Origin of the sequence: Porcincola intestinalis (assembly GCF_009696445.1) — a bacterium.
GTDB classification, from domain to species: Bacteria; Bacillota; Clostridia; order Lachnospirales; family Lachnospiraceae; genus Porcincola; species Porcincola intestinalis.
Genome location: NZ_VULZ01000014.1, coordinates 1 through 26,952, shown reverse-complemented (window position 1 = coordinate 26,952; position 26,952 = coordinate 1). Strand labels below are relative to the sequence as shown.

Genomic DNA, 26,952 nt, shown 5'->3' with positions numbered 1-26,952 from the left:
TTCATAACAACACTCTGGACAGAGTGTTTCTTACATCGTTTTCTTACAAACCAATCCCAAAACAACTGAGAGCTTATCCCGAAACAGTGGAGATAAAGGTTTCCTGTTATCTCCTTACTGCTTGAAGGGAGGGATCTGAATGATAGATAGAACGTCTGCATTACAGATTTCTCCAGACATTGTTCCAGCAGCGTTGATCTGGACGCAGGAACAGCATTTTCAGATCGTCCAGACCCTGATCAATTTCGGATGTGAGTATGTGAAGGGAAGGGAAGAATATACCCTTCTCAAACAGATTCTGGCACCGGAAAACTTTACCGATGTTTCCAACTTCGGTAAAACGCAGGACACCGAAAATGCTTTGATTTCAAGGCTTTCAGACACAGGTGTCATTTCACCTATATGCGGGGCAAAAGGTATGAATGACACCAATCAGCCCACGGGGCTTGAACCTGGCATCAAGCCGAAGCAGTTCCTTGCTCCGCTGGACATTCAGACGAAAGGCAGCATTGCCGAGGTGATCCCTTCCTTCCGTGTGATCCAGTCAAAGTCACTGAGGCTGAACATCGGGTTTGATACCGAGTTTCAGGAAAACGGCGACAGCAGAAGGGTCCTGTCCCTCCAGATGTCGATCGCACTCGGAGCGATCCTGATCCGGTATTTCTTCCTTGTAGATCCCAGATATCAGGTGATCACGGCAGAGACCGGAGGAAAAATTCCTCTGAAATACTGCCTTGCTGATATCCTTGCAGACCTGAAGAAATGCTACTTCGGCAACTTCCCACTCGTCCTGAAGAAAGACATTGTCTACAAGGAGCAGAAGTGGAAAGGTCATGATTCATACAAGATTGTCGACTTTGAAGCCATGCAGGACCTTGTGATCCCTGTCACAATCATCTGCCATACCGGAAAAGCTGACATCTCCGTCTTCCGGAGATCCAAGTACGATGTTGACCTGATCAGGGATCTGGGCGAGATCCAGGGCGGGTGGATGACTACCAAGAACGTCCGATTCAAGGCTGAGAATGACCGGAACTACAACTACTACTGGCTTGTGAACCTTGCAGTGAGAGACACACTCGGTCTGACTCCTGCGGACAACAAATCTCTGAAGGCTTTGGGAAACGTTATCAACAGACCGAAGATCACGCTCCCTCCGGACGCGATCAATCACATGTCAGCCTATGCCGTGAATCATCCGGTGGAATATTACAAATACGCGATGAATGACGCGGACATTGTCGTCTCCTTCTGCTCGGCGCTATTCCGGTGCAACCATTCGATACCCATGACACTGTCCAGCGCCGCTGCTTCCTCAATGTACGGAAGCATCAAGGAATACTTCGGCGTTTCGAAGAAAGCTGAATATGACCTGATTTACAGGGGGTTGGAAATGCTCGATGAAGGAATCATCCCGTCAAAAGATGAATGCATGAAGTTCCTGAAAGCTACGCGCTATGTTCCGAGGAGGGACAATCCGGACGCGAAGATCGCAACGGAGTTCTACGAGGAAGCCTATACCGGAGGCTTCAATGCATCCTTCTACATCGGGTGGATCACGGAGCATACGACAGACTTCGACCTTCAGAACGCGTATCCGACCGCTATGGCAAACATCGTGGATATTGACTGGTCCAAGCCCATGAGGGACTTCCCCAGATATTACGAACTGACATGGCAGGACCTGACAAGTCCCTTGATCCCTGCGGTCGCTGTCGGCAGCTTCGACTTTCCGGACGATGTTTACTGTCCGAACATCCCTGTCCCTGTGAAGGGCGGCATGAAGATCTACCCGAGGCATGGACGGAATGTCTACATGACCGGACCGGACATGTACCTCGCCCTGAAGCTGGGGGCAAAGGTGACGGTTTTCCGCGGTGGCGTGAACCAAATTCTTGTCAGAGATGGGAAACCCTCAAAGTGCCTCGCATACGCTGTGACGCAGCTTGTGCAGGACCGGATGAAAGCCAAGAAGGTCTACAAGGATAGCCCTCTCGTGGAGAAGAGCCTCAAGACGATGGTCAACTCCTGTTACGGGAAAACTGCCCAGAACGTCAGCCCGAAGACTCGCTACAACGCTCGGAAGATGGGACGCGAAGACGCTGAGCCCTCCGCAGTAACGAGCCCGTACCACGCCTCCTACACTACCGCACTGGTCCGGTGCATGCTGATCGCCTGCATCAACCAGCTCCACGAAATGGGCTACCACGTTTACTCCGTGACAACGGACGGCTTCATAACAGATGCTCCGACAGAGATCGTGCGGGGGCTGGATGCCTACGGCTTTGCGGAGATCTTCCAGCAGGGAAGGTACACGCTGAACCAGACAACTGATCCATGTGACGCGAATCAGGTCTGGGAGCCCAAACATTTCAACGATACGTTCCTGAACATCACGACAAGGGGAAACGTTGCTGTCAACGACAAAGGCGTGATCGCCCACAACTCCTACACGACAGGAGAAGTGAAGAACAGCCGCGCAGACAGGGACGCTTATATCATCGCCGTGCTGTCCCGCGAGGGGCGGCTGCAGTGCAGGACGCAGATCTGGACAGAGTTCTCCGAGATCGTTGAGAGGAAATATGACTTCAAAGTTTCCGAAAGCCTCAGACAGCTGTCAATGAACTTCGATTACAAGCGCTGCCCGATCGTGGAGACGGCGAAGGACACGCCGGTCCACTACGACAGTGCGGACGGGAAGCAGCACATCGACACCGTGATCGCCGAATACGACACGAGACCCTTCGATGATACGGAAGAGTTCATGAACTACCGGAGAACGATGGAGAACGAGGACTGCGTCAAAGTGACAGGGGATCTCGAACGGGTGAAGGTGAAGTCCACGACAAAGACCAAGGGCTACATCGGAAAGAACCTCGACCGGAAGATCCTTATGTCAATCCTTATGGGCTACCGTTCTGGGATCTACCAGATTCCTGCACTGGACGGGCTGAAGCAGTCGGAGATCGTGAAGACGGTCAACAGCTGGAAGATTGCAAAGATCTCCGTGAACGACTGGAAGAACTGCTCGAGATCAAAACGCCAGGACAACATGCTGCCCCATGAACTGATCGAGGAGACCTTGAAGAAGATCCTCGAACTTGGCAGCGAAGCGCCTGAGGAATGAGGAGGCAAAGAGATGGCAGATTGCATCAGGAAGAAAGTTTACCGGCTGGTTGTGTCCTTCAGGGTCTCAGAAGATTCTGAGGAAGAAGATTTTGAGGAGCAGTATTTCGGATCTTTTGAAGAAGCGGAAAAAGCCGCAGCGCTTCTGGAGTACGGAGCTGATCCATGGTACGGGGATGAGGTCACTTCTGTGGAAGTTGATCCGGAGTCGGTGGAGCGGGAGATCCTGCACACCGACCGATCGAGGCTTCACAGGATGCAGGGACCGGAACGCTCCGGAAGAGCGAGGTGACCGTATGGGGATCTCATGGAAAGTCCTGCATCTGGCTGGCCTGTTCGGATCAGCGGTATTCAGTCGGGATGGTTCCGCTTCACGAAAAGCGAAGGACCTTTCACGGGTCCTTCACTTTTCACTCCGCTCCATCATCCGTCCTTCATGCCGCGCTTTGCAGAAACATTCCGCTCTGCCATTCCGTGGAAAATGCCATGTCCTCCGGTCATGTCATTTTTACGGAATGACGCCGCTCCATGTCCCCGCAAAGCAAGACCACTATCACCCCTCCCGCCAAAGACCGCGAAAGGGTCAACAAGGCGGTAGTGGTGATAGGCAAGTTTCGCAAAGTGGCAAGCCACTTTTGCGCCGTTCGCTCCGCTCTCTAAACTTGCCAGCGGGGCGCTGCCCCCTTGGATCCCCCGGCAGGGTGTTTCACCCCTGCATCCGGAACACACAGAAATGCTCAACATCTGGCGAAAGGTCCACCGGACCTTCCGTCATGTGTTTCGCAATTTCTGCTAGAGGGCTCCCCGCCCTCTGTACTCCCAGGCAGGAGCGCTGCCCCTGCATCCCGCCAAAGGGACTGCATCCCTTTGGAATCCCGCAGCTGCCCGCCCGCCGGATCCTGTCGCACAACGCTATCTGGACCGGCAGGGCGAGGCAGAGCAGAAAACAGCTTTATGTTCATCCACAAAAGCATCGAAAGGGGTGATGTTGATGAGCAACAATAGAAAACCCGCCCGCATCAGAAACAGGGCTGTCACTGTCCGGATGACAGAAGAAGAATATCGGGCAATGAAAGCAAAGGTGGAGGAATCCGGACTTCCCCAGCAGACGTACATTATCGAAGCCGTCATCGGATCACCAATCATCGACTCAAGCGGAGTGAAGCAGCTTCTGGCTGTATGGAAAGAGAACAGCAGGAATCTGTCCGATCTCGTGAGGCAGATCAAAGGTCTTGGAACGAACGTCAATCAGATGGCTCACATCGCAAACGGGCAGGGATATCTTCCCGCAGTGAGATCCCTTGACGGTATCAGTGAAAAACTGGACCTGGCAAGGAAGGAGGCAGAGAAAATATGGCGATCAACAAGGTTATTAATAAGTCAACAAAATCACATGGAGCAATGAAGAACGTGATCCAGTACGTGCTTCAGGAGAAAAAGGTTATTGGCGGGTATGCGGACATCATCGGTCCGTATGAACCGGACAGGATCACTTACGATGATGTTTATCAGGCATTCCTTGAGGAGAAGAAAATCTGGAAGAAAGACTCCGGAAGAATGTATGCACACAACATCATCAGCTTTCACAGAGACGAGAAGGTGACTCCGGAAGAGTGCATGGAGATTGCGAAGAAATTCTGCGACCAGTTCTTCTCCGGACACCAGAGCCTGATTGCGGTTCATCAGGACCGCGACCACCTTCACATCCACATCGTCACGAATACCGTCTCATACATTGATGGGAGGAAGCTGCACCAGTCCAGAGCTGATTTGGAAAAACAGAAAGTCTTCACCAACCAGCTCTGCGCGGAACGTGGTCTTTCCGTAGCAGAAAAGGGAAAGCACTTCGATGGAGCTAAGATCGAGGAGGGCGAGATCCGCGGATGGAGCAAGGACAAGTACCATCTGCTGGTCAACGAGGCGAAGAAGAGTTTTGTCGCAGACTGCGCAATCGCTATCGTGGAGACGCTTCAGGGCTGCACGAGCCGTGAAGCATTTATTGCCGGCATGACGCAGAAGGGATGGAACGTCACATGGACGGCGAAGAAGAAACATATCACTTTTGTGAACGGCAACGGTGACAAGGTCCGGGACACGAACATCAGCAAAACCTTCAGCATGAATATTGACAAGGAGAACCTGATCCATGAATTTGAGAGACAGAATGAACTCAGGCTCGCAGGGAGCCGCTCCGACAGAGATCAGAAAGAAGATGGATTCGTGCAGTATTACAGAGAAGTCGAGTCAGCAGTCGAAGGAATCGGTCATGCAGAGTCAGTCCGAAACGATCCGGAGACAGGCGCAGGAGATACGGCTTCTTTCATCAGAAAACTTGATGATGAAGAAAAAGCTGCAAGAGCAGAGCGAGACGATCGTCGCGCTGAACGGCGCAGACAAAGTGCTGCAAGAGAATCGGATACTCGGGAAGCAGAACAGCGAATTGAGGAAGAGAGCATCGGAAGCAGAAGCGGCGGCAGAATCCGTTAAGGCATCTTACAAAGAGAAGATGGAAAAAGCGAAAAAGAAACTCGCCCACGCGGAAGAGCTTGAGCAGGAAGCTCAGAAAAAAGTGGACGAGGAGGACAAGCGGATCACGGACCTTGCCGACAAGATGGCATATGAAAACCTTGCCGGCATAGACCGGCGGTATCGTGAGGACCGAGACCGGCTGCACCGTGAATATAAGCTCAAGAAACAGGAATGTGAAGATCGGTATAAAAGACGCGAGCAGGAAGACGAGGCTTTCACATGGGGAGTCCTTCTGTTTGCATCTCTCGATCTGATCTTCCGCGCCATTCAGTCTGCACGCTTCTCACATGATCTCCTTCAGGCGTTGACTTTTATCGGCGGCTTCATCACCGGTATGTTCAGCGCTGCATGGAGTTTTGCAACAGCTGCATGGAGTCTGAATGAAAAGATCGCTGTTCCGGTGATCCGTCAGATCCTTCCTGCGGTGCTTGCTGTCGCTGGTTTTGCAAGCCTCTTAGCACTTGTATTCGGAGGTCTGGGATTTGCCGGCTATAAGCTCGTAGGATTTTACAGAGAGCATTTCGCGGACAGCATCAGCGTCTATATCGCTGTGACAGAACTTGTCGTCCTGGTCTGGTTTGCCGATATGATGTCGGCAGTAAAGCTGAACCTGATTGTGGTCTTCATCGCAGTCCATTTCGTATATGTCTTCATCAGGATGGTCGTGACACGAGAAGGTGATGGAACATATTTCGGATCATGAATATTGAAAAGGGAGCCCCTCAAGGGACTCCCTTCGCACCTCCGCCGACAGTGGATGAAAGTTCATTCACTGGCAGATGATACATCACGGTTCTGATTATAACCGCTTTCAGTGTCCCTGCCTATTGACAGGATGTATGAATCTTCTCTGCGGTTTTTGTTTAATGGGACGACCGAAAAGAGAAATGCAACATAAATCTGCACGGAACATTTTTATCATCATTGGCATTTTGACTGAGGCTGAAATTGAAACTTACAGTTTGCGTTTGCGCCGTATGCAGTTATGCAGCGGCGTTTTTTATTGTGTAAACAATCCGCGAAAGTTATAATATTTTTAAGTATGTCCTGAGGAGGAGCGTCTGATGATTCTTGATAAGAAACAAATGACCGAAGAAGATATCAAGCTCAACTACATCACTCCTGCGATTAACGCTGCCGGATGGCAGAATGGTGTGAATATCACCATGGAGACAAAGATCACGGATGGGCGCATCAACATCAAGGGTAACATGGCTTACCGCGAGACTCCGAAGAAGGTTGATTATCTTCTCTATCTGAATAAATACCATCCCATTGCGATCGTTGAAGCAAAGGACAACAATCATTCCGTTTCGCATGGTCTTCAACAGGCGATCACGTATGCAAAGATGCTGGATCTTCCGTTTGCATATAGTTCGAATGGGGATGGATTCTGCGAACATGACTTCCTGACCGGCTCGGAACGGATGCTCTCAATGGACAAGTTCCCGACTCAGGATGAACTTATTTCACGCTATAAGACTGAAAAAAGGCTGAATGATACAGAGGAGCAGCTGATCAGGCAGCCATATTACAGCAGCCAGAACACTTACCCGCCCCGCTACTATCAGAGAAACGCTGTCAACCGCACTCTGGATGCAATCGCCCAGGGAAAAGACCGTATCCTTCTGGTGATGGCGACCGGAACCGGAAAGACCTACACGGCGTTCCAGATCGTGTACCGGCTTATTTCATCTGGCATCAAGCATAAAGTCCTTTATCTGGCAGACCGGAACAATCTGGTCGATCAGTCCATCTCGCAGGACTTTTCGCCGCTGGAAAAGGTGATCCACAAAGTTAATTTTGCGAAGGACAACAAGGACACTATTACATCGTATCAGGTGTATTTTGCTCTTTATCAGCAGCTTATCGGCGATGATGATCAGGAGCATTATTCGGAATTGTTTGATCCGGAGTTCTTTGACCTGATTATTGTAGATGAGTGTCATCGCGGATCAGCAAAAGCCGACAGCAACTGGAGGAGGATCCTCGAATACTTCAAGTCGGCTACCCAGATCGGTATGACAGCAACCCCGAAAGAGACAAAGTATGTCTCGAATATCGACTACTTTGGAAAACCGGTCTATGAGTACAGCCTGAAGAGGGGCATTGATGACGGTTTCCTTGCGCCGTTCCGTGTGCTTGGCATGAAGCTCAACATCTCTGATGGGTGGAGACCGTTCAAGGGGCAGCTTGACTATTTCGGCAATGAGATTGAAGACAGGATATACAATAACTCCGATTATGATTACAACATCGTCCTGATGGACCGGACAAGGGAGGTGGCTAAAAGAATCACTGAGTATCTGAAGGCTACTGACCGGATGCAGAAGACAATCGTTTTCTGCGCTACCGAGGAAGCTGCAGAGCGGATGCGAGTAGCCCTTGTGAATCAGAACCACGACATGGTGCAGAAGAATCCGGACTATGTGGTCCGTATCACGGGAAGTGACGTTTACGGCAAAAAGCAGCTTGATTATTTCATTTCCGTCACTTCAAAATATCCGGTTATCGCCACAACGTCTGAACTGCTTTCGACAGGCACGGACTGTAAAATGACGAAGCTGATCGTTCTTGATAAGACCATCAACTCTATGACTCAGTTCAAGCAGATCATAGGGCGAGGCACAAGAGTCCGTGAAGATCAGGGAAAGCTGAGTTTTGCTGTTATGGATTTCAGGGGTGTTGCAAGACTTTTCGCAGATCCTGACTGGGATGGTCCGATTGAGATTGATCCTGGGTATATGCCTCCGACAGATCCGGGACCCGGGCCGGGACCCGGGCCGGGTCCGGGTCCGGAACCAAAACCACCCAAAAATCCGATGCCGTATGTCGATTCGGAAGGGTGTCCGGTAAAGATTATCCAGAAGGTCGTATCAGTATATGACACGGACGGCAAACTTCTCCGTCAGGAAGATATCATTGACTATACGCGCAAGAATATCCGTCATGACTATGCAGATCTGAGCGCGTTTGTCCGGAAATGGTCTGAAACGGACAAGAAGGAGGCAATCCGGTCAGAACTTGCAAAGCACGGTATTGACCTTGAAAAGCTGAAGAATGATGAACACATGGACGATGTAGATGATTTTGATTTCATTGCGCATGTGGCTTATGACGCAAAGCCTCTTACGAGACGAGAACGGGCGGAAAATGTGAAGAAGAGGGATTTTCTTCACAAATATACCGGAGCCGCCAGGGCGGTCATTGAGGCGCTTCTTGATAAGTACGCTAATGAGGGCATCACGGAGATAACAAAGACCGATATTTTGAAACTGGATCCGTTCCGCAGGATGGGCAACCCCGCAAGGATAGCGAAACTGTTCGGAGGAAAAGCTGGGTATCAGAATGCTGTCAGAGAACTGGAAGACGAGATTTATAAGATAGGATAAGACTGGAAATGAGTGACCTTGGAAGTTTTGTAAAAAGACTCAGAGATATCATGCGCAATGATGCAGGAATCAACGGCGATGCACAGAGAATCGAGCAGATCGCATGGCTGCTGTTCCTGAAAGTATATGACGCACAGGAAGAGAACTGGGAATTTGATGATGAGAATTACCAGTCGATCATTCCGGAGAACTGCAGATGGCGCAGCTGGGCTGCTGATGATGGGAAAGGGACTGCCCTGACAGGAGATCATCTCCTTGATTTTGTTAACAATACACTCTTCCCAACCCTCAAGAATCTGGATGTAGACAGCAGCACGGATATCAGGAAAGCAATCGTTAAGTCTACCTTTGAGGACGCAAACCAGTACATGAAGGACGGCGTACTTTTACGGCAGATTGTGAATGTTATCGATGGCGTAGACTTCGGGGATTATGAAGAGAGCCATGCGTTTGGCGATATCTATGAGAGCATCCTGAAGGAGTTGCAAAGCGCAGGATCAGCCGGTGAGTTCTATACACCAAGAGCAGTGACGGATTTCATGGCTGAGATGATCCAGCCGCAGATTGGTGAAAAGTGTGCAGACTTCGCTTGCGGGACCGGAGGATTTCTTGTCAGCTGGCTGAAGCAGCTTGAAAAGCAGATAAAGACAACAGAAGATGCGGAAGCTGTGAATGATTCTATCTACGGTATTGAGAAGAAGCAGTTTCCGTATATGCTCTGCGTTACTAATATGCTCCTGCATGGCGTTGAGAATCCTCGTGTATATCACGACAACAGCCTGCTCAAGGATGTTCTGGACTATACGGAGAAAGATCAGTTCGACGTTGTGCTGATGAATCCGCCATATGGAGGCGCCGAGAAAAATGACGTGAAGAATCACTTCCCGTCTGATCTGGCAAGCTCCGAGACAGCTGACTTGTTTATGAGCGTTATCATGTATCGCCTGAGGCAGGATGGTCGGGCTGCTGTTATCCTTCCGGATGGTTTTCTCTTCGGAACAGATAATACAAAGGTTGCGATCAAGAAGAAGCTGATGAATGAGTTCAACCTGCATACCATTATTCGTATGCCTGGCAGCGTGTTTTCACCTTATACATCAATCACGACTAACATCCTGTTCTTCGATCATACGGGCAGCACAAAGCAGACATGGTTCTATCGTCTGGATATACCTGAAGGATACAAGCATTTCAGCAAGACTAAGCCGATGCGAACCGAACACTTTGATCCAGTCCGTGAATGGTGGGGAAACCGTACTGAGATTGTTGATGGAGATGGCTTCAAGGCAAAGTGCTATACAGCTGATGAAATAGCCGAGGGTAGTTATAACCTTGATCTTTGCGGATATCCACATGAGGAGGAAGAAATTCTTCCACCAAAAGAATTGATTCAGGAATACCAGGAGAAGCGGGCAAGCCTGAATGCGAATATTGACCGGATTCTGGAAAAGATAACAGATGTCCTTGGCATCGACCTAAAGGATGGTGATTGAGCATGATGACAGCAGAACAGCTTAAGGCATCCATTCTGCAGCTTGCCATGGAAGGAAAGCTGGTAGAGCAAAGACCTGAAGAGGGTACGGGAGAAGGGTTATTTCATCAGATTCAAGCAGAGAAATCCAAACTTGTCAAAGAGGGAAAGATTAAGAAACAGAAGCCTCTTCGAGCAATAGATGAGGATGAAAAACCCTTTGACATCCCAGAGAGTTGGCGGTGGGTAAGATTTGGTGAAATAGTTAGTTTTAGGATGGGGAAAACACCACCTCGAGAAGACTTATCTTTCTGGAAAAGAGATATCCCTTGGGTTTCGATTGCCGATATGATAGACGGCGGTGTGGTTGTCAAGACAAAAGAAGGTATATCACAAGGAGCTTTCGAAAAAAAGTTTGGAAGCCTGATCAGTCCTAAAGGTACGTTAATAATGAGTTTTAAACTTTCCGTTAGGTCAGTTTACAAGGAACTACACGCAGACCGTGAAACGGGCTGCTGACAACAAACGGCGCTATGCTCCCGGCTGGGTGCATAGCACCTGTTTGTTGCGGGGGTTTCCAAAGGGGGCAGCGCCCCATTTGGCACACGACTTTGCGGAGCAAAGTGTAGTGTGTTATACGCTCTGTCGGCGTTGCCCTGAAAATACCGTTGCCGCCGGGGAGGGCAAGGGCATTTGACGCGGCAGGAAAGCAGGGCTTTGTTTGGGGCTGGTAAGCCGGAAACAAAGGGCTGATTTCAGCAGCAGACAGGGCGTATTATGAAAGCCCCCGTCCCTCGTCCTCCGCCCCCGGCCTATGGGACAAAAAGTCCCAAAGCTCTGGACACCGTGACCAGATGTGTGGCCACACTCCGGGAAAAGTAGCAGGACGGCAGGAAACCGTCAAGGCTGAAATGAATGGGCTGACGCCCGGCCTTGACCGTTCCCCGCCGCCCCGCTGGATGGGTGGACAAGGTGGCCAATCCCTAAAAGTGTTTGGCCGCACTCGTTCATTTTGGGGCCTTTCTTCTCCCAAAATTGAAATGGGCGGGAAAGCCCTAAAATGGCTTTCCCGCCTTGATTACCCATTAGCAAAGACGGGCGAGACTGTCAACGGCGGCGCTGAAAGCGCCGTTCATCTTGACCGTTGACTGGCTCGCCTGGCTTTGCTACTGCCCGTAAGAGATGGAAAAACAAGATGGAAAACAAGGTTAAAAATGGTTGACAAGTCTATCGGATGTGTGTTATACTGTGCGACAGTTTGAGATTGGAAGGAGGCTTACGTGTGTTAATTTGTGTACGCTAATAAGCAATAAAAAGTAGAAGTACCTTTCCACATGATGGTGGGCTTTTTTTGCGTGCGTATGCAAAGGAACACGTAGGTTTGACACGAGCAGTCTTTGAACTGTATCGTGGTGTTTTTTCGTGCTTTGTTGTTATGCAGGCGTCTGCCCTCTCTGTGGGACAACGCCTGCTTTTTATTGCAGAAACAAAGGAACAATGCAATAAAAAAGGAGGTTCGCATTATGACCCAAAACAACAATTCATGGAGAAAAACTTATTTTACACTTCTTGCCGGACAAGCAATATCCTTTATTAGCAGCGGTATTTTGCAAATGGCCATTATCTTTTATTTGGTTGCGAAAACTAATTCTGCAATCATATTGACGGCGGCAACACTGATTGGATTTTTGCCGCAAGCCTGTTTAGGCCCGTTTGCAGGTGCTTTTGTTGACCGGCACAGCCGTAAAAGCGTAATGATTGGTGCGGATTTGATAATTGCCGCCGCTGGCGGTATTCTGGCGCTGGTGGCGTTTTACATGGAATTGCCCGTATGGTCTATTATGGTTGTCCTGTTAATCCGAAGTGCGGGAACTGCTTTTCATTCTCCAGCATTCAGCGCAGCAACACCTATGATTGTGCCAAAAGAGGAACTTACAAAATGCGCTGGTTACACGCAGACCATGCAAGCAGTAAGTGCGATTATCAGTCCAGCTGCCGCAGCGTTTTTATATGCTGTTTGGCCTCTTAATGCAATTATATTGTTAGATATTGTGGGTGCAATCCTTGCCTGTGTGACTGTTGCGATTTCGTCCATACCAACGCCTGAACTATGTCCAGAAACGAAAAGACAACAGTTTTTACAGGATATGAAAGAGGGGTATGTGGTATTAAAGCAAAACAGGGGCCTCTTTGCTCTGCTCTGGATTGGTGTAATTTATATGTTCTTTTATATGCCAATCAGTACGCTTTTTCCTCTCATCTGTATGTCATACTTCAAAGGAACACCGGCCCATGCCTCTGCCGCTGAAATTGCTTTTGCGGTTGGTATGCTGCTTGGCGGAGTCATTCTGAGCATTTGGGGCGGTTTTAAGAAACGGCGGTACACCATCGGTCTTTCCGTTCTCCTGATGGGCGTTAGCAATATGCTCTCCGGGCTTTTGCCGCCAGACGCATTTCTTGTCTTTGTTGTGTGCTGTACTGTTATGGGAATTTCCGCTCCATTTTACGGTGTGCAAAATGCGATTTTTCAAGAAACGGTCAAACCAGAATATCTGGGGAGAGTTTTTTCTCTACTGACAAGCGCCGCTTCCCTCGCCATGCCGTTTGGCCTTGTCATTTCCGGGCCTCTGGCGGAGCGGCTGGGAGTTGAGAAATGGTTTGTCATTTGCGGAATTGGCATTATCATCGTTGCGCTTGCCGTATTTTTACTACCCGGTTTGAGAGAGATTGACAATACGCAATAATCAACTGCACCTTTTTCTATTACTAAACAAAATGCCTGGATGGTGGTTCTGAAAAACCAGAACCGCCGTTCAGGCATTTTTTATCTTCGTCCTCTCTGCGGTTTTGGATTCTTCAGCAAGTCGGATTTTTCCGCAATCTTTTTCAGCCACTTCCGTTCTTCTACTGACAGCTTCCTAAAATTCAGCTTGGAAAGGTTTCAATACTTGGAGAGGATTGCGTACATAATGAAGCGATAATTTCCATTTTTCCCTTTATCGATTTTAATAATTCGTTTCGGGACTATTTGTTTCATATGCTTCCAGAATTATCACAATATGGACATGCTAATAAAGCTGTAAAGGGATTTACATTAAATAATAGTAGTATTAGCAACATGTTGGTACCACTTCCACCACTACAAGAGCAATTTCGTATTGTTCAAAAACTAGAGTTGCTAGCGCCATTCGTAAAGCAATATAAATCAGTCTCTGAAAAACTTGATAAGCTGAACGTTGATTTTCCAGATCAGATGACCAAATCCATCTTGCAGATGGCTGTGGAAGGCAAACTGGTCGAGCAGCGTCCGGAAGAAGGAACCGGAGAAGAGCTGTTCCGGAAGATTCAAGAAGAGAAAGCGAAGCTGATCAAGGAAGGGAAGATCAAGAAGCAGAAACCATTAGCGGAAATTACAGACGATGAAAAACCTTTTGATATCCCAGACAGCTGGACATGGATACGGTTGAAGGACCTGGGAGAATTTAGTAGTGGGAAAACACCATCTATGAGCGATGTAAGAAATTGGCAGAACGGGCGAGTGTCATGGATTACATCGAAGGATATGAAGAATAAATATTTATCCATATCACAAATGCTTATTTCCGAGTATGCAGCTTCCGAAATGAGATTATATCCACCAAATACAATGCTTATGGTAGTACGAAGTGGGATATTGAAACGAATGTTACCGGTATCAATATTAACGGCAAATAGTACTATAAACCAAGATATAAAAGCCTTTTCGTTATACTACCCAGATATATGTGAGTATATATATGTTGTCTTAAAAGGTATGGAAACGTATATTCTTCAGACATATCGAAAACAAGTAACCACAGTCGATAGTCTCAGATTTGAAGACTTTCAAAATATGCCTATTCCTATACCTCCGGAACAGGAGCAACGCCGTATAATACTGAAACTGAACACAATCCTTCCAGAAATTGAACAACTCAATAAATGACAAGGAGAGCAAGCACGCGATTGCTTGCTCTTCATTATTATTAAGAACTGACATAACTTATAAGTATTGACACATGACAAAACCTTTAATATTATGACACTATAATATGCGACAAAACTTAGTGACAATACTAGGGAGAAGAAAAATGGCGCTTTATGGCTATGCAAGAGTTAGTACAAAACAGCAGGAGCTGACCGGCAACGGTCTAGAAGTTCAAGTACATGATCTCCTTGAGGCAGGGGTTCCGGAGAACAACATATATAAGGACGCTGCTACCGGAGCGACATTAGATAGACCCTCGTTCGAGGAACTGAGATCGATTCTTAAAAGCGGCGATACATTAGTAGTAACAAAACTTGATAGAATCGCACGCAGCGCGTCTCAGGGAATACAGATCGTTGATGATTTCCTCACCAAAGGTATTTCTGTGGATATTCTCAATATGGGGAAATTGAATAACACACCAAACGGCAAACTTATTCGAACTGTAATGCTGGCTTTCGCAGAATTTGAGAAGGATATGATTGTAGAAAGAACACAGGCGGGAAAAGCAATAGCAAGGCAGAAGCCAGGATTTAAGGAAGGACGACCGCAGGCGTTAAACAAGAGACAAAAACAACAGGCTCTGGATCTCCTGAAGAACCATAGCTACTCTGAGGTGGCAGAGCTGACTGGTGTCAGTCCGAGGACCTTGATGCGCTACAAGGCGTACGCTACAAAGACATCTTGAAAAGGGAGAAAAGGTCTGAGGAATCTATCAATATCCTCAGACCTTGTTATTAACTATTAGAGAGAATTGTTGCCGATGAATTAGTTGCCATCATTGTTCAAGTCGGATAATTCCTGCGATAGCTGCTTAATCTGTTCTTCTAGCCTGGCCTTTTTCTGTTCTTTCGATTCCAGATTTATCTTATGATAAATACACTTTGGAAATGTCCACTTCCACATATTGTATCTTTGTGTAGCTTGGGACTTTTCTTCATCTGAAGTTGCAGAGCTTAACTCTTCCTTATAAGTGCTGAGTTCTTTTTCCCATTTATCTAGAAAATCGTTCATCGAACCGGTAAAGCCATCCCCGAAAGTAAGAGAAAGCTTCCCACCCTCACGCTTAACCTTTAAGCCGAACAATTTCTCCATTTCAAAGAATGCGTACATATCTCCAACGGTATTAACCGTAACCGGATCTACAAAGGCGATAGGTTCTACTCCGAGAACATCAGCAATCTTTTTTATTAGATCAGATTTTGGCTTTCTAGCACCGTTTTCATATTTTCGTACTCGATCTGCTGAAAGACCAATTTTTTCTCCCAATTCCGTTTGCGATAGTCCTACAGCCATTCTTATTTCACGGATCCTTCTGCCTACGCGTTCGGCGGCGGTCCTATCATAAAAGTCCAATAGATCTTCCTGAGCTGTTGGATTCTGAATATGCATTCGATTCCCTCCAGATAAGCACATAAATGTGCGTAAATTTCAATACATTCATATTATCACAGCCTTAAAGTACAAATAAAGACTCCTAATTAGTTTTCATAATAAAAAGCACAAAAAAGTGCTTGCATGAGAACGGACATGGTGCTATAGTACAAATGAGCACAAAAAAGTGCGCATTAAGCACAGGAGGAAGCACATGAATACGGGTAAGCAGTTATCAGATTATGAAGAAGTCCTTCTCCCAAAAGATATCATGGAGATTCTTCATATCAGTCGAAGCACAGTCTATAAGCTACTGGACACAGGTGAGATCAAATCCATACGCGTTGGTAACGCATACAGAATCCCAAAGAGGAATTTGACGGCCTTCATGTTTCCGGAGAGCAAGGACCTTTCATCGGCTTCTGAATCCACCCGTATTGATATGAAAAAGGGGGGATCAGAATGAACGGCACGACAGCATTTTCACTTGAGATTCTTTTTCTCAATGATCTTTTGAACAGCAAAGTAATTGATGAGGATATCTATAACAGAGCAGTTCAAAAGATAGCAACTATTGGAAACATCAATGCTCCGGAGAAAGCGGAATACCGAGCAACAGCTTGATTAAGAGGCGCAAATGTCACAGAAGAAAGCAGCAATCTATCATTTTACAGACGGATCTCAGAAGAGACCGATAGTAAATCAAAAACAAATTTTCAGACTTACAGAGTTTGCAAAGTCCAGAGGATTTGAGGTTGCAGAAGTCTTCTGTGACAAGAGCCTGTTCCGTTATCAACGGACCGAGTTCGATCGCTTTATGTCAGAGTGCAATCAGTTTGATGCATTGATCGCTAAGGATTTTTACCATATCTCGAAAAACACGATGAAGAGCATGTCGATATTGAAACAGCTTCGAGATAAAGGCCTTGAAGTACATACACCGGATAATGGGAGTTTTGTCTGGAGTACGGCACCTTTTAATAAGAGCTTGAAGGTTGCCACATATACTTGCCACCTCGCAACACCGAAGGAAATGGAAGAAGTATTCCAACTCAGGCAGGATATTTTCAAAGCCTTTACCGAGAAAAAAACTGACTGGAAGATAACAGATCAGTTTTCGGATATGACGCTTCACCAAAGGGATGGCGAACAGCATGAACTTCAGAAACTGATTGCCAATAGAGATAAATACGATTTGTTACTGGTGCAGAACCTAAACGATATCCATTGGAGAACTTCGAATTTCTGCAGGATCAGAGAAGCGCTCGAGTTAGATATCTATTCTTTGCAAGACGGTTATCTAGAGTTCTGTTAAGAGGTATGGAACATGAATTATGCGGAAGAGATAAAGAAAAGAATAAATGATACTAATACGGAAAGCGTAAAAGCAGTCATTTATGCGAGAGTGTCGACAGACACTGATGGACAGAAAGAATCGTGTGCCAATCAGGTAGATTTGGCAAAAAAGTATATCGAAAGCCACCCCAACATTTATCTGATGAATGTATATGTTGATGATGGTATCTCGGGAAAGAATGATTTCAATAGGCCTCAATACAATGAAATGGTAGAGAAAATTGAAACCGGCGGTGTTGACTTAATTATCACGAAAGCCCTTTCCAGGCTGAACCGTGATCAGTTAAACTCACTTCAGCTCACAAGCATTCTTATCGAGTACAATACAACGGTTCTTACGCTTGAAGATGGTCAGGTTCATGACTTTGAGGATATGAACTCTGATCTTCTCCATAGTATTAAGTATGCCATTGACGCACAGTATGTAAAACAGCAGAGTATCAACGGAAGAAAAGTTCAGGAACTCAGGTGTGAGCGCAAAGAACTCTCTGCCAAGGACTGTGCTTTTGGGTATGACTGGCATCGTGACAGTAAATCAATAACTATCAATGAAGAGCAGGCGAAAACTGTACGCAGGATTTACGAGGAATACGTGTACTATAATCGCTTCCCAGCGCAGATAACGAGAGAATTGAACGCTGAGGGCATTACACTGTGCAACCGGAGCGTTCTTAATATCCTGCGGGATGAACGCTATATTGGGAAATTCTATATCAACAAACGCACTACGAAACTTGGAATGGGGAGAGTGAAATCAAAGCGCGTCAAACTCCCTAAAGAAAAGTGGGTGCTTGTAGAAAGACCAGACCTTCAGATAGTAGACCCAGAGCTGTTTGCACTTGCGCAGAGGGTTTACCATGCTCGGTTGACTATCTACACAAAGCCAGACAAGAAAACTATACAGACATACTTTCAGGGAACGCACAAGTATGCCGGTAAAATTTTTTGCGGTGTTTGTGGCAAGCCATTCCGCTTTGGATATGCTGACAGAAATAAAACTATTCCAATCTATAGAGTCGGGAACCATTCGAATTGCACGAGCAATATTAACCGCGTATTTGAAGAAGACTTGGATGGAATAGTAAAAGAGTCTCTAAAAAGGATTATGGATCAGCAGGACATTGTCTTTTCAACACTTGAAAAGGTCCTTCTGGAGTGTGTTGAGTCATCCCAAAAAGAGGGCGACACGGACGACCTGAAAAAGCAGAAAACTGCTCGTGAAAAGCAGATATCCAAGCTGCTTGACACACTTTCTGAAGATGTGCTAACAGGACCTGCAAAAGCCAGAGTCCTTGCAAGAATCAATGAAATTACAGATGAGATTGACAAGTTGTCGGAACAGATCCGTGTTAAAGAAGAAATAAAACTGGATGATTCCTATGTGACAGCTAAAATGGCGGGTATTAGGGCCGCCATCGCCAATCTCAGGAATTTTCAGACGATGGATCGGGAAAGAATTGTAAACTATATCGATCATATCGATATATTGCCGACTAACGATATGAAAATTCTGCTGAAGTCTGGACATGTGATTCTTTGCAACACAACCTATGGGAAAGAAAACTCAGCTGGAAATCATGTAGTTAAGAGGGATATCCAACATGGCCGGTGTTGAAACTCTGAAGCATATCGATGGTTTCAGCGCCTCGGACTTCCCCTACTATAATCCGATTCGGACGCATAACAAAAAAGTGAGGATTAAAGCGTAATAAAAAGATTCACGCCATCCCATGTACAAGTCTTCACTACAGAGCGAACGATCTCGTTGCGTTCTTTGTCGTTAAATCCATCTAGCCCTGATATTAACCTGGATATTTCCGCAATAGCTTTAAGAGAATCTTTTTCGCGTGCCATTTTGCGCTTTGATTCGTGTTCTATATCCGTAAGTTCTTTTTGCAATCTGCTTTTCTCTGAATCGAGATGCTTTATCTCCGCAATGATGTATTTTGATATAGAAGATGATTCAGCCAGAGCAAGAGATGCAGTCAACCGTCCGATCTTGCCGTCGCAGGATGTAATTGAGGAGAGAATCGCTTTTGGATCGCGAAGCGGTTTGTCCTCGGTTTTCTGAAGATACTGATTTATCAGCTTCGGATCGGCTGCAATGTCCCGAAAGATGCTAATCAATCGGCTGTCGAGCTTGTCACACGCCGTCTGTCCCATATCACAATAGCTGACCCCCTGACGCATCCTTTTGCGGCAGTAATACCAAGAAGAGCATGAGCCATCGACTCGTTTCTTTCTTGATACCGACATCAATGACCCACATTTGCAACGTAATACGCCCTTCATCAGCGGGACCGGCCATTTAGCATCTTTGATACATTTATGCTCAGAGAATCGAGATTGAACAAGCAGCCATTTATCGGCCTTCATGAATGGCTCCTGGTGCCCCAAGCAAACGGTCCATTTTTCTGGAGGCTGAAGCTGATGCTTCTTGTTTTTTCCAGTTGTCCGCCCGTAAACCATAACGCCCACAGAACCATCCCATTTTTCGCGCGGGGAATCTGGATCCATGATGCATCCTTTGTTTGCATAGTAGTCGTATACTTCCGGAGTAGCTTCTACACAGAATGGCATGGTAAGAATCTTGTAGAGCTGCGTAGACGAGAAGAATTTACCCGACAGAGTTTTGATGCCAGAATTTTTGAACTGCGTTTCCATCCCCTGTAGACTTCGGTTAGATGAAATAAATGTGTCAAATATACGATTGACATAGTCAACGCCGTCAGGATCAGGAATGATGGTTACATGCTTTCTTCCGTGCTCAACAATGCTTTTGCGGATATATCCTACTGGAGGATTCCCACCGGTCCAATATCCTTTTCGCGCAAGCCCCAGCATATTGTCCGAGACGCGCTCCGCAATTGTTTCTCTTTCCATCTGAGCAAAGACGGCGGTAACAAACATCATCGCCCGGCCAATTGGCGTTGTTGTATCAATTGTTTCCTTGATCGAAATGAACATGACTCCATGCTCTTCTAGCATTGCATACATGTTAGAGAAATCGCGGACATTCCTGGACAGCCGGTCCAGCTGGTAAACAACAAGGGCATCAGCAGCGTTTTCACGAATTCTGGAAAACATAAGTTGCAGCTGCGGTCGATCAGTATTGGCCCCGGTAAAATCTTCATCGGAGAAGCACTCCCAGCTGTCGATCTGTCCATGAAACTTCGATTCGCAGTAATCCAGACACATGCGTAGCTGATTATCAACAGAATCAGATTTGTCAGAGAATACAGATTTACGTCCATAGCAGAAGAAGCGCACAGAACCACCTCCTGTGATATAATGAAAAAGGTCAGAGGTTGCCCGTATAATGCGTCGGGGTACAATGACCTTTGCCGTCTGGTGTTGCAGCACCGGGCGGCTTTTATAATGCAGTTTCTACGCGATATTATTCCAGATATTTGCATATTTCATGCAAAAACGGGTATAATAAACGGGAATAGCGGTTTATAATCCATCGTCAATTTCTGTTTCTACCGGAGAAAGAGTATTTGACTGATAGATAAGTATGTTTGTAATCGTTCCATTAGAGCCAGATGTCGCAAGCCATAACTCTGTGTCCTCTCCTATCCATTTTCTAAGAAAAACAGCTTTTCCCATAGAAATTGAAAGAGCATACATCGATGGCGTGTTTTTTATGACATCCGCAGCAAAATCGTCTTTTTTTTCGTCTGGGTCTCCATATTTTTTCTTGAGTGACTTCTCAACATCCAAGAAGGTCTGATAATCGTCAGATATTCCGCCTTCTTCTTTATCGAATACATACCCTGCGGAATATAACCCTTTGTATCCGAAATAGAGAATTACACCAGCCGTCTTCCCGGCAACCTTTACATCTTGAACAGCAATGTCATTGTTCTCAGAATCATAAACATAGTCTGAATACTGTAATAGAAAATCAGAATTTTTTACCTGTTCTAATGAAGAACCCCACGGGATCCCCCGGAAGGTATACTCTTTTTCTGAAGATTCCGCTGCAAAATCTGACATCGGACCTGCGGACGTGATTGCCGGCATTGCTAATGCGATCGCCAGAGTCATTGTTACGATTGCATGTTTTTTCATAGTGGATCCCTCCTATAACTTCTTCCGTACTTCTGTACATTTTCCGACAATCCTGATCGGAAGCGTTTGCACCTCATCAGCCGAGAAGTACCACGGCGGATAATCCGGGTTATCAGATACAAGGGCGATGCCGTCATCGTATTTTTTGAGACGCTTACAAAGAGCTTCATTGTCGGAGTTAATTACTGCTATCACAACATCTCCAGATTCTACAGACAAGTTACGGTCAGCTACAACAACCGAGCCATTAGGAATGGTAGGAGTCATACTGTCTCCATCTATTACCACGGCAATTACACCGTTAGGATCGCCGCTATAGTCAATGAAATAAAGAATATCATCAGTTGCCAAATGCGGTTTCCCGGCTCCGGCCGCAGAATAAACAGGGATCCGATTATTACCCAGTGGGGCTTGAATGATATGAGAAGAGTCACCCCACCCCATAAGATATGTTGGTGAGCATTCAAGAACATTCGCCATTCTTTCAATTACTGAACGCTTGATATTCTCAACTCTTCCGTTTTCATATTTAGCAATTGCTGATTTTTGCAGCCCTAATTTGTCCGCCAATTCCTCTTGCGTATATCCCATTATTTTACGCCGTTCTTTTATTCGCTCAGCCATCCCCATAAGTGCGCCCTCCTGTTGTTTATACATTGATAATATACCTTGTTTGTGCGCATATCAATAAAAAGTGTCTTAAATTTCAAAATAGTAGTTGACAGAACAGACACTAAAGGATATTATTGTGGTGTCTTAAGAAGACACAAAAAAGGAGGTGAAAAAACAGTGCGGAAAGAAATCCTTGAAGCTGAAATGAAGCTTCATCATGACACAGGACAATCTCTGGCCGATTATCTGGGAATCGCACGCAGTACCTTCTCTCAGAAGCTTAATGAAAGCGGAACCGAGTTCACAAAGAAAGAAATAACAATGATAAGTGTCCGTTATCACCTTAATCCTGAGAAGATTGTACTCATTTTTTTTAGCCCAGAAGTGTCTAAATTAGACACTTCGGATACAGATAGCGATTTGTCAGGAGGGCCGGAAGCATGAAGCGAAAAGAGACGGAAATCAATGTCGTCGTGACATTCACCGAAGGATACCGGCAGCGATTCACGCAGGCATGTCTCGATCAGCTTGCCAAAAGAAAACAAACTGAGCAGGGCATGTGGGTGCTGAAGCAGGAAGCGGAAGCAAGGCCGGTCGCCTGAAACACTAAAGTAAACACAACACAGGAGGGAAACACAAATGGCAACAGCAGCAGAACTGAATAAGAGAAGAACCAGAGGCGAGAGGCTCCGGAAGGACGCGCTGGTGATGCATGTCCGGCTCACATTCATGAATGAGCTTCTGGGAACGGCCTCCGGAAACGAGGACATCCACGGAACCTACGTTGCCGGGAAAATCAAGAAGAAGCAGAAGGCCAGCCAGAAATACATAAGGGAAGGGCTGACCGATGAGCAGCGCGATGCGCTGGTGAATCAAGAATTGGAAGACATAAAGAACCTGAACGCTGAAGAAGAAATCACGAAGGGGAAGACGTTCTTCCCACGTAATGATAACGGTGAGCCGATCCTGTTCGACTACCAGATCCGTGGGTTCTTCAAAAGCGCCTGCGGGGCCTGCCGGCAGATTCCGGAGAGCGAGACGACCGCGAAAAAGTTCACGGCCTATAAGGGCAAGATAGACACGCTGATCCAGGTGTATTCCGACGTCCAGAAGAGCAAGGACGCGATCACAAACGGCACTGTTGAAGATAAGACGGTTCGCGAGATCGTAATTCACACGAACAAGCCGATCGGTGACTGTCAGCGGCCGCTGCGGGCATCGACTCCGCAGGGCGACAGAGTGGCAATCAGCGACAGCGAAAGCATCGCACCGGGAGCATGGGTGGAGTTCGACATCGTAAGCCTTCTGGGAGAAGGAAGCCGCGGGATGATCGAGGAATGGCTGGACTACGGTTACGACAACGGCATCGGCGGTTGGCGGAATAGTTGCAAAGGATCATTCATCTGGGACTATGTGGACCCGGAAGAGTAATGGCAACGATGTGGAAGAGAAAAGCATTGAATGGCTACGGCATGTCGAAGCGTTAAGTTGCAAAAGCAAGGAATGGCCAAGAATAGCATCAGAATAGATTAGCTATGATAAGCAATAGTTTCGTTTCGCACTGAAAAAGCATTGCTCTGCATTGGACGGCGAGGGCGACGCACAGCGATCATAGGCATCGCAGAAGAAGAGTGAAGCGATGCACTGCGATGGCGACGCAAAGCGAACACAGGCAACGCAGAAGAAGAGCATAGCGTAGCGCGCCATAAGAAAAGAGTGGAAATGCGCAGGCAAGGTAGTGTTTAGATTGCAAGGCGAAGGAAAGGCATAGAAACGTCGCGCGGAAGCAACACGCACTAACACGCGCTAACACGCACTAACACACGCTAACACGCAGAGTAACAGAGGCGCATGGTGAGGCAGAGAGAAGCAGAAGCAACGCGTCACATCGATCGGAGAAGCGATAGTAAAGCGCTGACAGGCTACGCAGCTGGCAAAGCGACGAGATATGTGGCACAGCAATAGCTATGCGGGGCATTGTTGGGAAAAGCAAAAGAATAGAGATGAATAGAGATTCATTGTTATGTAACGCCAAAGCGAAGCAATGCGAAGATCCGCACAAGCAATGCATTATGTGGATTCGCAAGAGCCAAGGTTGCAAAGATGAGTGATGCCAAGGCAAAGACTGGAAAAGTTTAGGCGATGATTTGCGAAGAGAAGTCTAGCAGCGCCGTAGCGATGCTGTGCCTGGACTGGCCATAGATAAGCTGTGAAGAGCAACGATCAGCTAAAGAAAAGTTTAGCAGCGTATTGGTCGCAGGGGCAAAGCGTCGCGGAGCGATGCGGCGGCATGAAAGGGCGAAGAAATGTGTCGAGTAGCGTTAATCACAATCCGGAATGGGGATGTCGTCCGCAAGGAGCATATGAGCTATGCAGCCGCACGAAGGCATTGCTTAAACCGTAACTGGCGGGATGGCGAATGCCAGCTCGCGATTCAAATCACAGGAGGGGAAAGAAATGAGAAGAAAGATCATCATTAAGGCTTTGTCCGCCGGTATAGCGGCGGGATTCCTGGCACTGGTAAAGCCGGAAAGTCAGCCTGGCATGGGCGTGACTGCGATCATCGCGATCGCGTTTTACATGCTTAACTGCAGGGCGCTGTCATCGCTGATCCGCGAAAAACATTACTATACGGCAACGACAATCAGCGACCGGTACGGCCTGACCAGATGGGCCGACACAAAGGTAGGCGCATGAAATGCAGAGACGATTGAAATGTGAGTTATATAACGACTCCATGCAGAACTGGAAAGGCTACCCGATCCACAAGGCCCAGCTCATCATCGCGGATGTTCCGTACAACGTCGGGACAAACTTCTATGGTTCCAACCCCATGTGGTACAAGGGCGGGGACAACAAGAATGGGGAGTCTAAATTCGCTGGAAGACCGGGATTCACAAGCGACTTCAATTTTAACCTGTATGAATACTTCCATTTTTGTTCGCAGCTGATGAAGAAGGACGACACGAGACCATGCGCAAGAGGAAGATCATCAGACAGCCCATGCATGATTGTGTTTTGCTCCTTTGAGCGGTTTCAGACACTCATCAATGCAGCCGCAAAACATGGATTCATCCACTACATCCCGCTTGTGTTCGTGAAGAATTACAGTCCGCAAGTTCTGAAGGCGAATATGCGGGTTGTCGGAGCGACTGAATATGCGCTGCTGTTCTACCGTGACAGGCTTCCTAAGTTCAGAAACGGGCTGAAGGTGGACGAGAACGGAAAAAACATCCGCAGAACCGGGCACATGATATTTAACTGGTTCAAATGGGAACGGGATCCAAAAGACATCCCGAAGATTCATCCGGCGCAAAAGCCTGTTTCACTCATAAAACAGCTTGTGCAGATATTCACTGACCCGGGAGACGTTGTGATTGATCCGTGATTCGGTTCCGGAACAACAGCTAGAGCGTGTCAGGAACTGGGAAGAAATTTCTATGGATTCGAAATCAGCAAGACATTTTACAGACGCGCAGTCGATGAAATGCTGCTGAAAGATAAAGGAGGGACACAGGATGGCAGTGAAAATCAATGAACTTGAGATCGAGAACATTAAACGGGTAAAAGCCGTGCAGATGACACCTTCAACGACAGGGCTGACAATCATCGGCGGAAACAATAACCAGGGCAAAACTTCTGTATTGGATGCGATTGCGTGGGCGCTCGGAGGCAATTACTTCCGTCCATCACAGCCGCATCGGGAAGGATCTGTATCTGATCCGTATCTCCATGTGGTGCTCAGCAACGGCCTTGTTGTAGAGCGAAAGGGCAAGAATTCTGATCTGAAAGTGACTGACCCGACCGGAGGCCGTGCCGGGCAGCAGATTCTTGACAGCTTTATCTCGAAGCTGGCACTCGATCTTCCGAAATTCATGCAGGCCAGTGACAGCGAAAAAGCTAATACCCTTCTTAATATCATTGGGGTAAAGGAAAAGCTTACCGCACTGGAAAAACAAGAAGAGGAAATTTATCAAGAACGAACGGCAATCGGCAGGATCGCGGACCAGAAGAAGAAATATGCGGAGGAGCAGACATATTATCCGGACGTTCCGCAGGCACCAGTGTCAGCGTCGGAGCTGATCAGGCAGCAGCAGGAAATTCTCGCCAGAAACGGCGAAAATCAGCGGAAACGTGACAATCTGGAACATATAAAGGCGGGAAAACGCCGCCTTGAGATGCAGATTGCAGATCTCCGCGAAAAGCTGGAAGCCATGGAGGCGCAATACGAAACCTATGTTGAAAATGAACAGATTGCCGAAAAGACGGTCGCTCAGCTTCAGGACGAGTCAACTGCGGAGCTTGAAGAAAACATCGCACAAATCGACGAGACGAACCGGAAAGTCCGGGCGAATCTCGACAAAGACAAAGCTGAAGAGGATGCAAAACAGTATGTTGATCAGTACAACAAGCTGACAGCTCAACTCGACAAAGTCCGCAAACAGAAAAATCAGCTGTTTGATGGGGCAAAGCTTCCACTTCCGGGGCTGACTGTTGAGGATGGGAAACTGCTGTACAACGGTCATCCATGGGATTGCATGAGCGGATCAGATCAGCTGAAGGTTGCGACTGCAATTGTACGGGAATTGAATCCTGAATGCGGTTTTGTTCTGCTTGACAAGCTGGAACAGATGGACAGAAATACGCTTGCCGAGTTCGGTGAATGGCTGGAAAAAGAGAACCTGCAGTGTATTGCCACCAGAGTGAGCAACGGTGATGAATGCAGCATCATCATCACCGATGGATATAGTGAATCAACCACGCTGAAAACCGCGAAAGCGCCGTCATCAGCGTGGAAGGAAGGAGAGTTTTAATGGAGATAACACGAGGCGTTATCCACAAGGCGACAAAAGTTGTCATTTACGGTCCGGAAGGGATCGGGAAATCAACACTGGCTTCTAAATTTCCCGATCCGGTATTTATCGATACTGAGGGCAGCACGAACATGATGGATGTGGCGCGGCTTCCCGCGCCTTCCAGCTGGACAATGCTATTTGAAGAGATCGATTATG

General features: G+C 47.1%; 25 protein-coding genes and 3 pseudogenes. 22 read left to right on the top strand and 6 right to left on the bottom strand.

What is annotated here, in order from left to right; translation table 11 throughout:
- Positions 1 to 139: 139 nt before the first annotated feature.
- The 9 genes from FYJ35_RS11835 to FYJ35_RS11785 all read left to right on the top strand — a co-directional run bounded on the left by FYJ35_RS11835 (position 140) and on the right by FYJ35_RS11785 (position 13,262).
- Complete coding sequence (locus tag FYJ35_RS11835) at positions 140 to 3,127, top strand: DNA polymerase type-B family protein (RefSeq protein ID WP_154526793.1); 2,988 nt, start codon at positions 140 to 142, stop codon at positions 3,125 to 3,127.
- A 12-nt stretch (positions 3,128 to 3,139) separates the two neighbouring features.
- Positions 3,140 to 3,418 (top strand): hypothetical protein, encoded by a 279-nt coding sequence (locus FYJ35_RS11830; protein WP_154526791.1) that lies wholly within the window; start codon positions 3,140 to 3,142, stop codon positions 3,416 to 3,418.
- 699 nt (positions 3,419 to 4,117) lie between these two features.
- Positions 4,118 to 4,531, top strand: a complete 414-nt coding sequence (locus tag FYJ35_RS11825) for a plasmid mobilization protein (RefSeq protein WP_205839825.1) — start codon at positions 4,118 to 4,120, stop codon at positions 4,529 to 4,531.
- Positions 4,480 to 5,613: a relaxase/mobilization nuclease domain-containing protein gene (locus tag FYJ35_RS11820; protein WP_154526787.1), complete on the top strand. Its 1,134-nt coding sequence runs from the start codon at positions 4,480 to 4,482 to the stop codon at positions 5,611 to 5,613. The genes FYJ35_RS11825 and FYJ35_RS11820 overlap by 52 nt, the downstream gene beginning before the upstream one ends.
- Positions 5,567 to 6,358, top strand: coding sequence for a DUF6040 family protein (locus FYJ35_RS11815; protein ID WP_154526785.1), 792 nt, complete (start codon positions 5,567 to 5,569; stop codon positions 6,356 to 6,358). The genes FYJ35_RS11820 and FYJ35_RS11815 overlap by 47 nt, the downstream gene beginning before the upstream one ends.
- 361 nt (positions 6,359 to 6,719) lie before the next feature.
- Positions 6,720 to 9,047, top strand: a complete 2,328-nt coding sequence (gene hsdR, locus FYJ35_RS11810; RefSeq protein ID WP_154526783.1) for an EcoAI/FtnUII family type I restriction enzme subunit R — start codon at positions 6,720 to 6,722, stop codon at positions 9,045 to 9,047.
- An 8-nt stretch (positions 9,048 to 9,055) separates the two neighbouring features.
- Positions 9,056 to 10,540, top strand: a complete 1,485-nt coding sequence (locus tag FYJ35_RS11805; RefSeq protein WP_154526781.1) for a type I restriction-modification system subunit M — start codon at positions 9,056 to 9,058, stop codon at positions 10,538 to 10,540.
- Between the two features lie 2 nt (positions 10,541 to 10,542).
- On the top strand, positions 10,543 to 11,037 hold the full coding sequence (locus FYJ35_RS11800) for a restriction endonuclease subunit S domain-containing protein (protein WP_154526779.1): 495 nt from the start codon (positions 10,543 to 10,545) through the stop codon (positions 11,035 to 11,037).
- Between the two features lie 1,004 nt (positions 11,038 to 12,041).
- Positions 12,042 to 13,262 (top strand): MFS transporter, encoded by a 1,221-nt coding sequence (locus tag FYJ35_RS11785; protein ID WP_002584949.1) that lies wholly within the window; start codon positions 12,042 to 12,044, stop codon positions 13,260 to 13,262.
- A gap of 80 nt (positions 13,263 to 13,342) precedes the next feature.
- On the opposite strand, the pseudogene FYJ35_RS11780 reads toward FYJ35_RS11785, so the two are convergent.
- Positions 13,343 to 13,450: pseudogene (locus FYJ35_RS11780) on the bottom strand (helix-turn-helix domain-containing protein); the annotation flags it as partial.
- On the opposite strand from FYJ35_RS11780, the gene FYJ35_RS11775 reads away from it, so the two are divergent.
- A complete protein-coding gene (locus FYJ35_RS11775; RefSeq protein ID WP_328597084.1) occupies positions 13,442 to 14,482 on the top strand; it encodes a restriction endonuclease subunit S in 1,041 nt (346 codons plus the stop codon). The pseudogene FYJ35_RS11780 and the gene FYJ35_RS11775 overlap by 9 nt on opposite strands.
- A gap of 145 nt (positions 14,483 to 14,627) precedes the next feature.
- Positions 14,628 to 15,212: a recombinase family protein gene (locus tag FYJ35_RS11770; RefSeq protein WP_154526775.1), complete on the top strand. Its 585-nt coding sequence runs from the start codon at positions 14,628 to 14,630 to the stop codon at positions 15,210 to 15,212.
- Between the two features lie 80 nt (positions 15,213 to 15,292).
- On the opposite strand, the gene FYJ35_RS11765 is transcribed toward FYJ35_RS11770, so the two are convergent.
- Complete coding sequence (locus FYJ35_RS11765) at positions 15,293 to 15,916, bottom strand: helix-turn-helix domain-containing protein (RefSeq protein WP_205839824.1); 624 nt, start codon at positions 15,914 to 15,916, stop codon at positions 15,293 to 15,295.
- Between the two features lie 196 nt (positions 15,917 to 16,112).
- Here FYJ35_RS11765 and FYJ35_RS11760 point away from each other — a divergent pair, with 196 nt between their 5' ends.
- Genes FYJ35_RS11760 through FYJ35_RS11745 form a run of 4 tightly spaced genes read left to right on the top strand, consistent with a single transcriptional unit; the run spans position 16,113 to position 18,869 of the window.
- Entirely contained in the window at positions 16,113 to 16,364 is a 252-nt protein-coding gene (locus FYJ35_RS11760; RefSeq protein ID WP_154526771.1) for a helix-turn-helix domain-containing protein, read from the top strand.
- Positions 16,361 to 16,522: a hypothetical protein gene (locus FYJ35_RS11755; protein WP_154526769.1), complete on the top strand. Its 162-nt coding sequence runs from the start codon at positions 16,361 to 16,363 to the stop codon at positions 16,520 to 16,522. Before FYJ35_RS11760 ends, FYJ35_RS11755 begins: the two co-directional genes overlap by 4 nt.
- A 13-nt stretch (positions 16,523 to 16,535) precedes the next feature.
- Positions 16,536 to 17,213 (top strand): recombinase family protein, encoded by a 678-nt coding sequence (locus FYJ35_RS11750; protein WP_154526767.1) that lies wholly within the window; start codon positions 16,536 to 16,538, stop codon positions 17,211 to 17,213.
- A gap of 12 nt (positions 17,214 to 17,225) precedes the next feature.
- A complete protein-coding gene (locus tag FYJ35_RS11745) occupies positions 17,226 to 18,869 on the top strand; it encodes a recombinase family protein (protein ID WP_154526765.1) in 1,644 nt (547 codons plus the stop codon).
- Here the strand turns inward: FYJ35_RS11745 and FYJ35_RS11740 are convergent.
- The 4 genes and pseudogenes from FYJ35_RS11740 to FYJ35_RS11725 all read right to left on the bottom strand — a co-directional run.
- Positions 18,850 to 18,936 (bottom strand): annotated as a pseudogene (locus tag FYJ35_RS11740) (ATPase, T2SS/T4P/T4SS family); the annotation flags it as partial. The gene FYJ35_RS11745 and the pseudogene FYJ35_RS11740 overlap by 20 nt on opposite strands.
- A 16-nt stretch (positions 18,937 to 18,952) precedes the next feature.
- Positions 18,953 to 20,524, bottom strand: a complete 1,572-nt coding sequence (locus FYJ35_RS11735; RefSeq protein WP_154526763.1) for a recombinase family protein — start codon at positions 20,522 to 20,524, stop codon at positions 18,953 to 18,955.
- Positions 20,525 to 20,710: 186 nt separating this feature from the next.
- Positions 20,711 to 21,328, bottom strand: a complete 618-nt coding sequence (locus tag FYJ35_RS11730; RefSeq protein WP_154526761.1) for a hypothetical protein — start codon at positions 21,326 to 21,328, stop codon at positions 20,711 to 20,713.
- A gap of 12 nt (positions 21,329 to 21,340) precedes the next feature.
- Positions 21,341 to 21,958: a LexA family protein gene (locus FYJ35_RS11725; protein ID WP_205839823.1), complete on the bottom strand. Its 618-nt coding sequence runs from the start codon at positions 21,956 to 21,958 to the stop codon at positions 21,341 to 21,343.
- A 159-nt stretch (positions 21,959 to 22,117) separates the two neighbouring features.
- Here FYJ35_RS11725 and FYJ35_RS11720 point away from each other — a divergent pair, with 159 nt between their 5' ends.
- The 7 genes and pseudogenes from FYJ35_RS11720 to FYJ35_RS11690 all read left to right on the top strand — a co-directional run.
- The gene (locus tag FYJ35_RS11720) at positions 22,118 to 22,384 is read left to right on the top strand and encodes a hypothetical protein (protein WP_154526757.1); all 267 of its coding nucleotides are present in this window, start codon (positions 22,118 to 22,120) and stop codon (positions 22,382 to 22,384) included.
- Entirely contained in the window at positions 22,381 to 22,542 is a 162-nt protein-coding gene (locus tag FYJ35_RS11715) for a hypothetical protein (RefSeq protein WP_154526755.1), read from the top strand. Before FYJ35_RS11720 ends, FYJ35_RS11715 begins: the two co-directional genes overlap by 4 nt.
- Positions 22,543 to 22,579: 37 nt before the next feature.
- Entirely contained in the window at positions 22,580 to 23,371 is a 792-nt protein-coding gene (locus FYJ35_RS11710) for a hypothetical protein (RefSeq protein ID WP_154526753.1), read from the top strand.
- A 1,026-nt stretch (positions 23,372 to 24,397) separates the two neighbouring features.
- Positions 24,398 to 24,637, top strand: coding sequence for a hypothetical protein (locus FYJ35_RS11705; RefSeq protein ID WP_154526751.1), 240 nt, complete (start codon positions 24,398 to 24,400; stop codon positions 24,635 to 24,637).
- A gap of 1 nt (position 24,638) precedes the next feature.
- Positions 24,639 to 25,478: pseudogene (locus FYJ35_RS11700) on the top strand (DNA-methyltransferase).
- Positions 25,459 to 26,754 (top strand): AAA family ATPase, encoded by a 1,296-nt coding sequence (locus FYJ35_RS11695; protein ID WP_154526749.1) that lies wholly within the window; start codon positions 25,459 to 25,461, stop codon positions 26,752 to 26,754. The pseudogene FYJ35_RS11700 and the gene FYJ35_RS11695 overlap by 20 nt, the downstream one beginning before the upstream one ends.
- Positions 26,754 to 26,952: AAA family ATPase (locus tag FYJ35_RS11690; RefSeq protein ID WP_154521300.1), on the top strand; the 199-nt coding region annotated here is incomplete at its 3' end. The genes FYJ35_RS11695 and FYJ35_RS11690, both read left to right, overlap by 1 nt.

What these genes read in the sequence shown, in the direction of transcription:
- FYJ35_RS11710 (WP_154526753.1), top strand. Translation starts at nt 22,580, where the DNA reads ATGGCAACAGCAGCAGAACTGAATAAGAGAAGAACCAGAGGCGAGAGG.
- FYJ35_RS11760 (WP_154526771.1), top strand. Translation starts at nt 16,113, where the DNA reads ATGAATACGGGTAAGCAGTTATCAGATTATGAAGAAGTCCTTCTCCCA.
- FYJ35_RS11830 (WP_154526791.1), top strand. Translation starts at nt 3,140, where the DNA reads ATGGCAGATTGCATCAGGAAGAAAGTTTACCGGCTGGTTGTGTCCTTC.
- FYJ35_RS11805 (WP_154526781.1), top strand. Translation starts at nt 9,056, where the DNA reads ATGAGTGACCTTGGAAGTTTTGTAAAAAGACTCAGAGATATCATGCGC.
- FYJ35_RS11705 (WP_154526751.1), top strand. Translation starts at nt 24,398, where the DNA reads ATGAGAAGAAAGATCATCATTAAGGCTTTGTCCGCCGGTATAGCGGCG.
- FYJ35_RS11820 (WP_154526787.1), top strand. Translation starts at nt 4,480, where the DNA reads ATGGCGATCAACAAGGTTATTAATAAGTCAACAAAATCACATGGAGCA.
- FYJ35_RS11785 (WP_002584949.1), top strand. Translation starts at nt 12,042, where the DNA reads ATGACCCAAAACAACAATTCATGGAGAAAAACTTATTTTACACTTCTT.
- FYJ35_RS11730 (WP_154526761.1), bottom strand. Translation starts at nt 21,328, where the DNA reads ATGAAAAAACATGCAATCGTAACAATGACTCTGGCGATCGCATTAGCA.
- hsdR (WP_154526783.1), top strand. Translation starts at nt 6,720, where the DNA reads ATGATTCTTGATAAGAAACAAATGACCGAAGAAGATATCAAGCTCAAC.
- FYJ35_RS11800 (WP_154526779.1), top strand. Translation starts at nt 10,543, where the DNA reads ATGATGACAGCAGAACAGCTTAAGGCATCCATTCTGCAGCTTGCCATG.
- FYJ35_RS11745 (WP_154526765.1), top strand. Translation starts at nt 17,226, where the DNA reads ATGAATTATGCGGAAGAGATAAAGAAAAGAATAAATGATACTAATACG.
- FYJ35_RS11825 (WP_205839825.1), top strand. Translation starts at nt 4,118, where the DNA reads ATGAGCAACAATAGAAAACCCGCCCGCATCAGAAACAGGGCTGTCACT.
- FYJ35_RS11715 (WP_154526755.1), top strand. Translation starts at nt 22,381, where the DNA reads ATGAAGCGAAAAGAGACGGAAATCAATGTCGTCGTGACATTCACCGAA.
- FYJ35_RS11835 (WP_154526793.1), top strand. Translation starts at nt 140, where the DNA reads ATGATAGATAGAACGTCTGCATTACAGATTTCTCCAGACATTGTTCCA.
- FYJ35_RS11765 (WP_205839824.1), bottom strand. Translation starts at nt 15,916, where the DNA reads ATGCATATTCAGAATCCAACAGCTCAGGAAGATCTATTGGACTTTTAT.
- FYJ35_RS11750 (WP_154526767.1), top strand. Translation starts at nt 16,536, where the DNA reads ATGTCACAGAAGAAAGCAGCAATCTATCATTTTACAGACGGATCTCAG.
- FYJ35_RS11725 (WP_205839823.1), bottom strand. Translation starts at nt 21,958, where the DNA reads ATGGGGATGGCTGAGCGAATAAAAGAACGGCGTAAAATAATGGGATAT.
- FYJ35_RS11695 (WP_154526749.1), top strand. Translation starts at nt 25,459, where the DNA reads ATGGCAGTGAAAATCAATGAACTTGAGATCGAGAACATTAAACGGGTA.
- FYJ35_RS11770 (WP_154526775.1), top strand. Translation starts at nt 14,628, where the DNA reads ATGGCGCTTTATGGCTATGCAAGAGTTAGTACAAAACAGCAGGAGCTG.
- FYJ35_RS11755 (WP_154526769.1), top strand. Translation starts at nt 16,361, where the DNA reads ATGAACGGCACGACAGCATTTTCACTTGAGATTCTTTTTCTCAATGAT.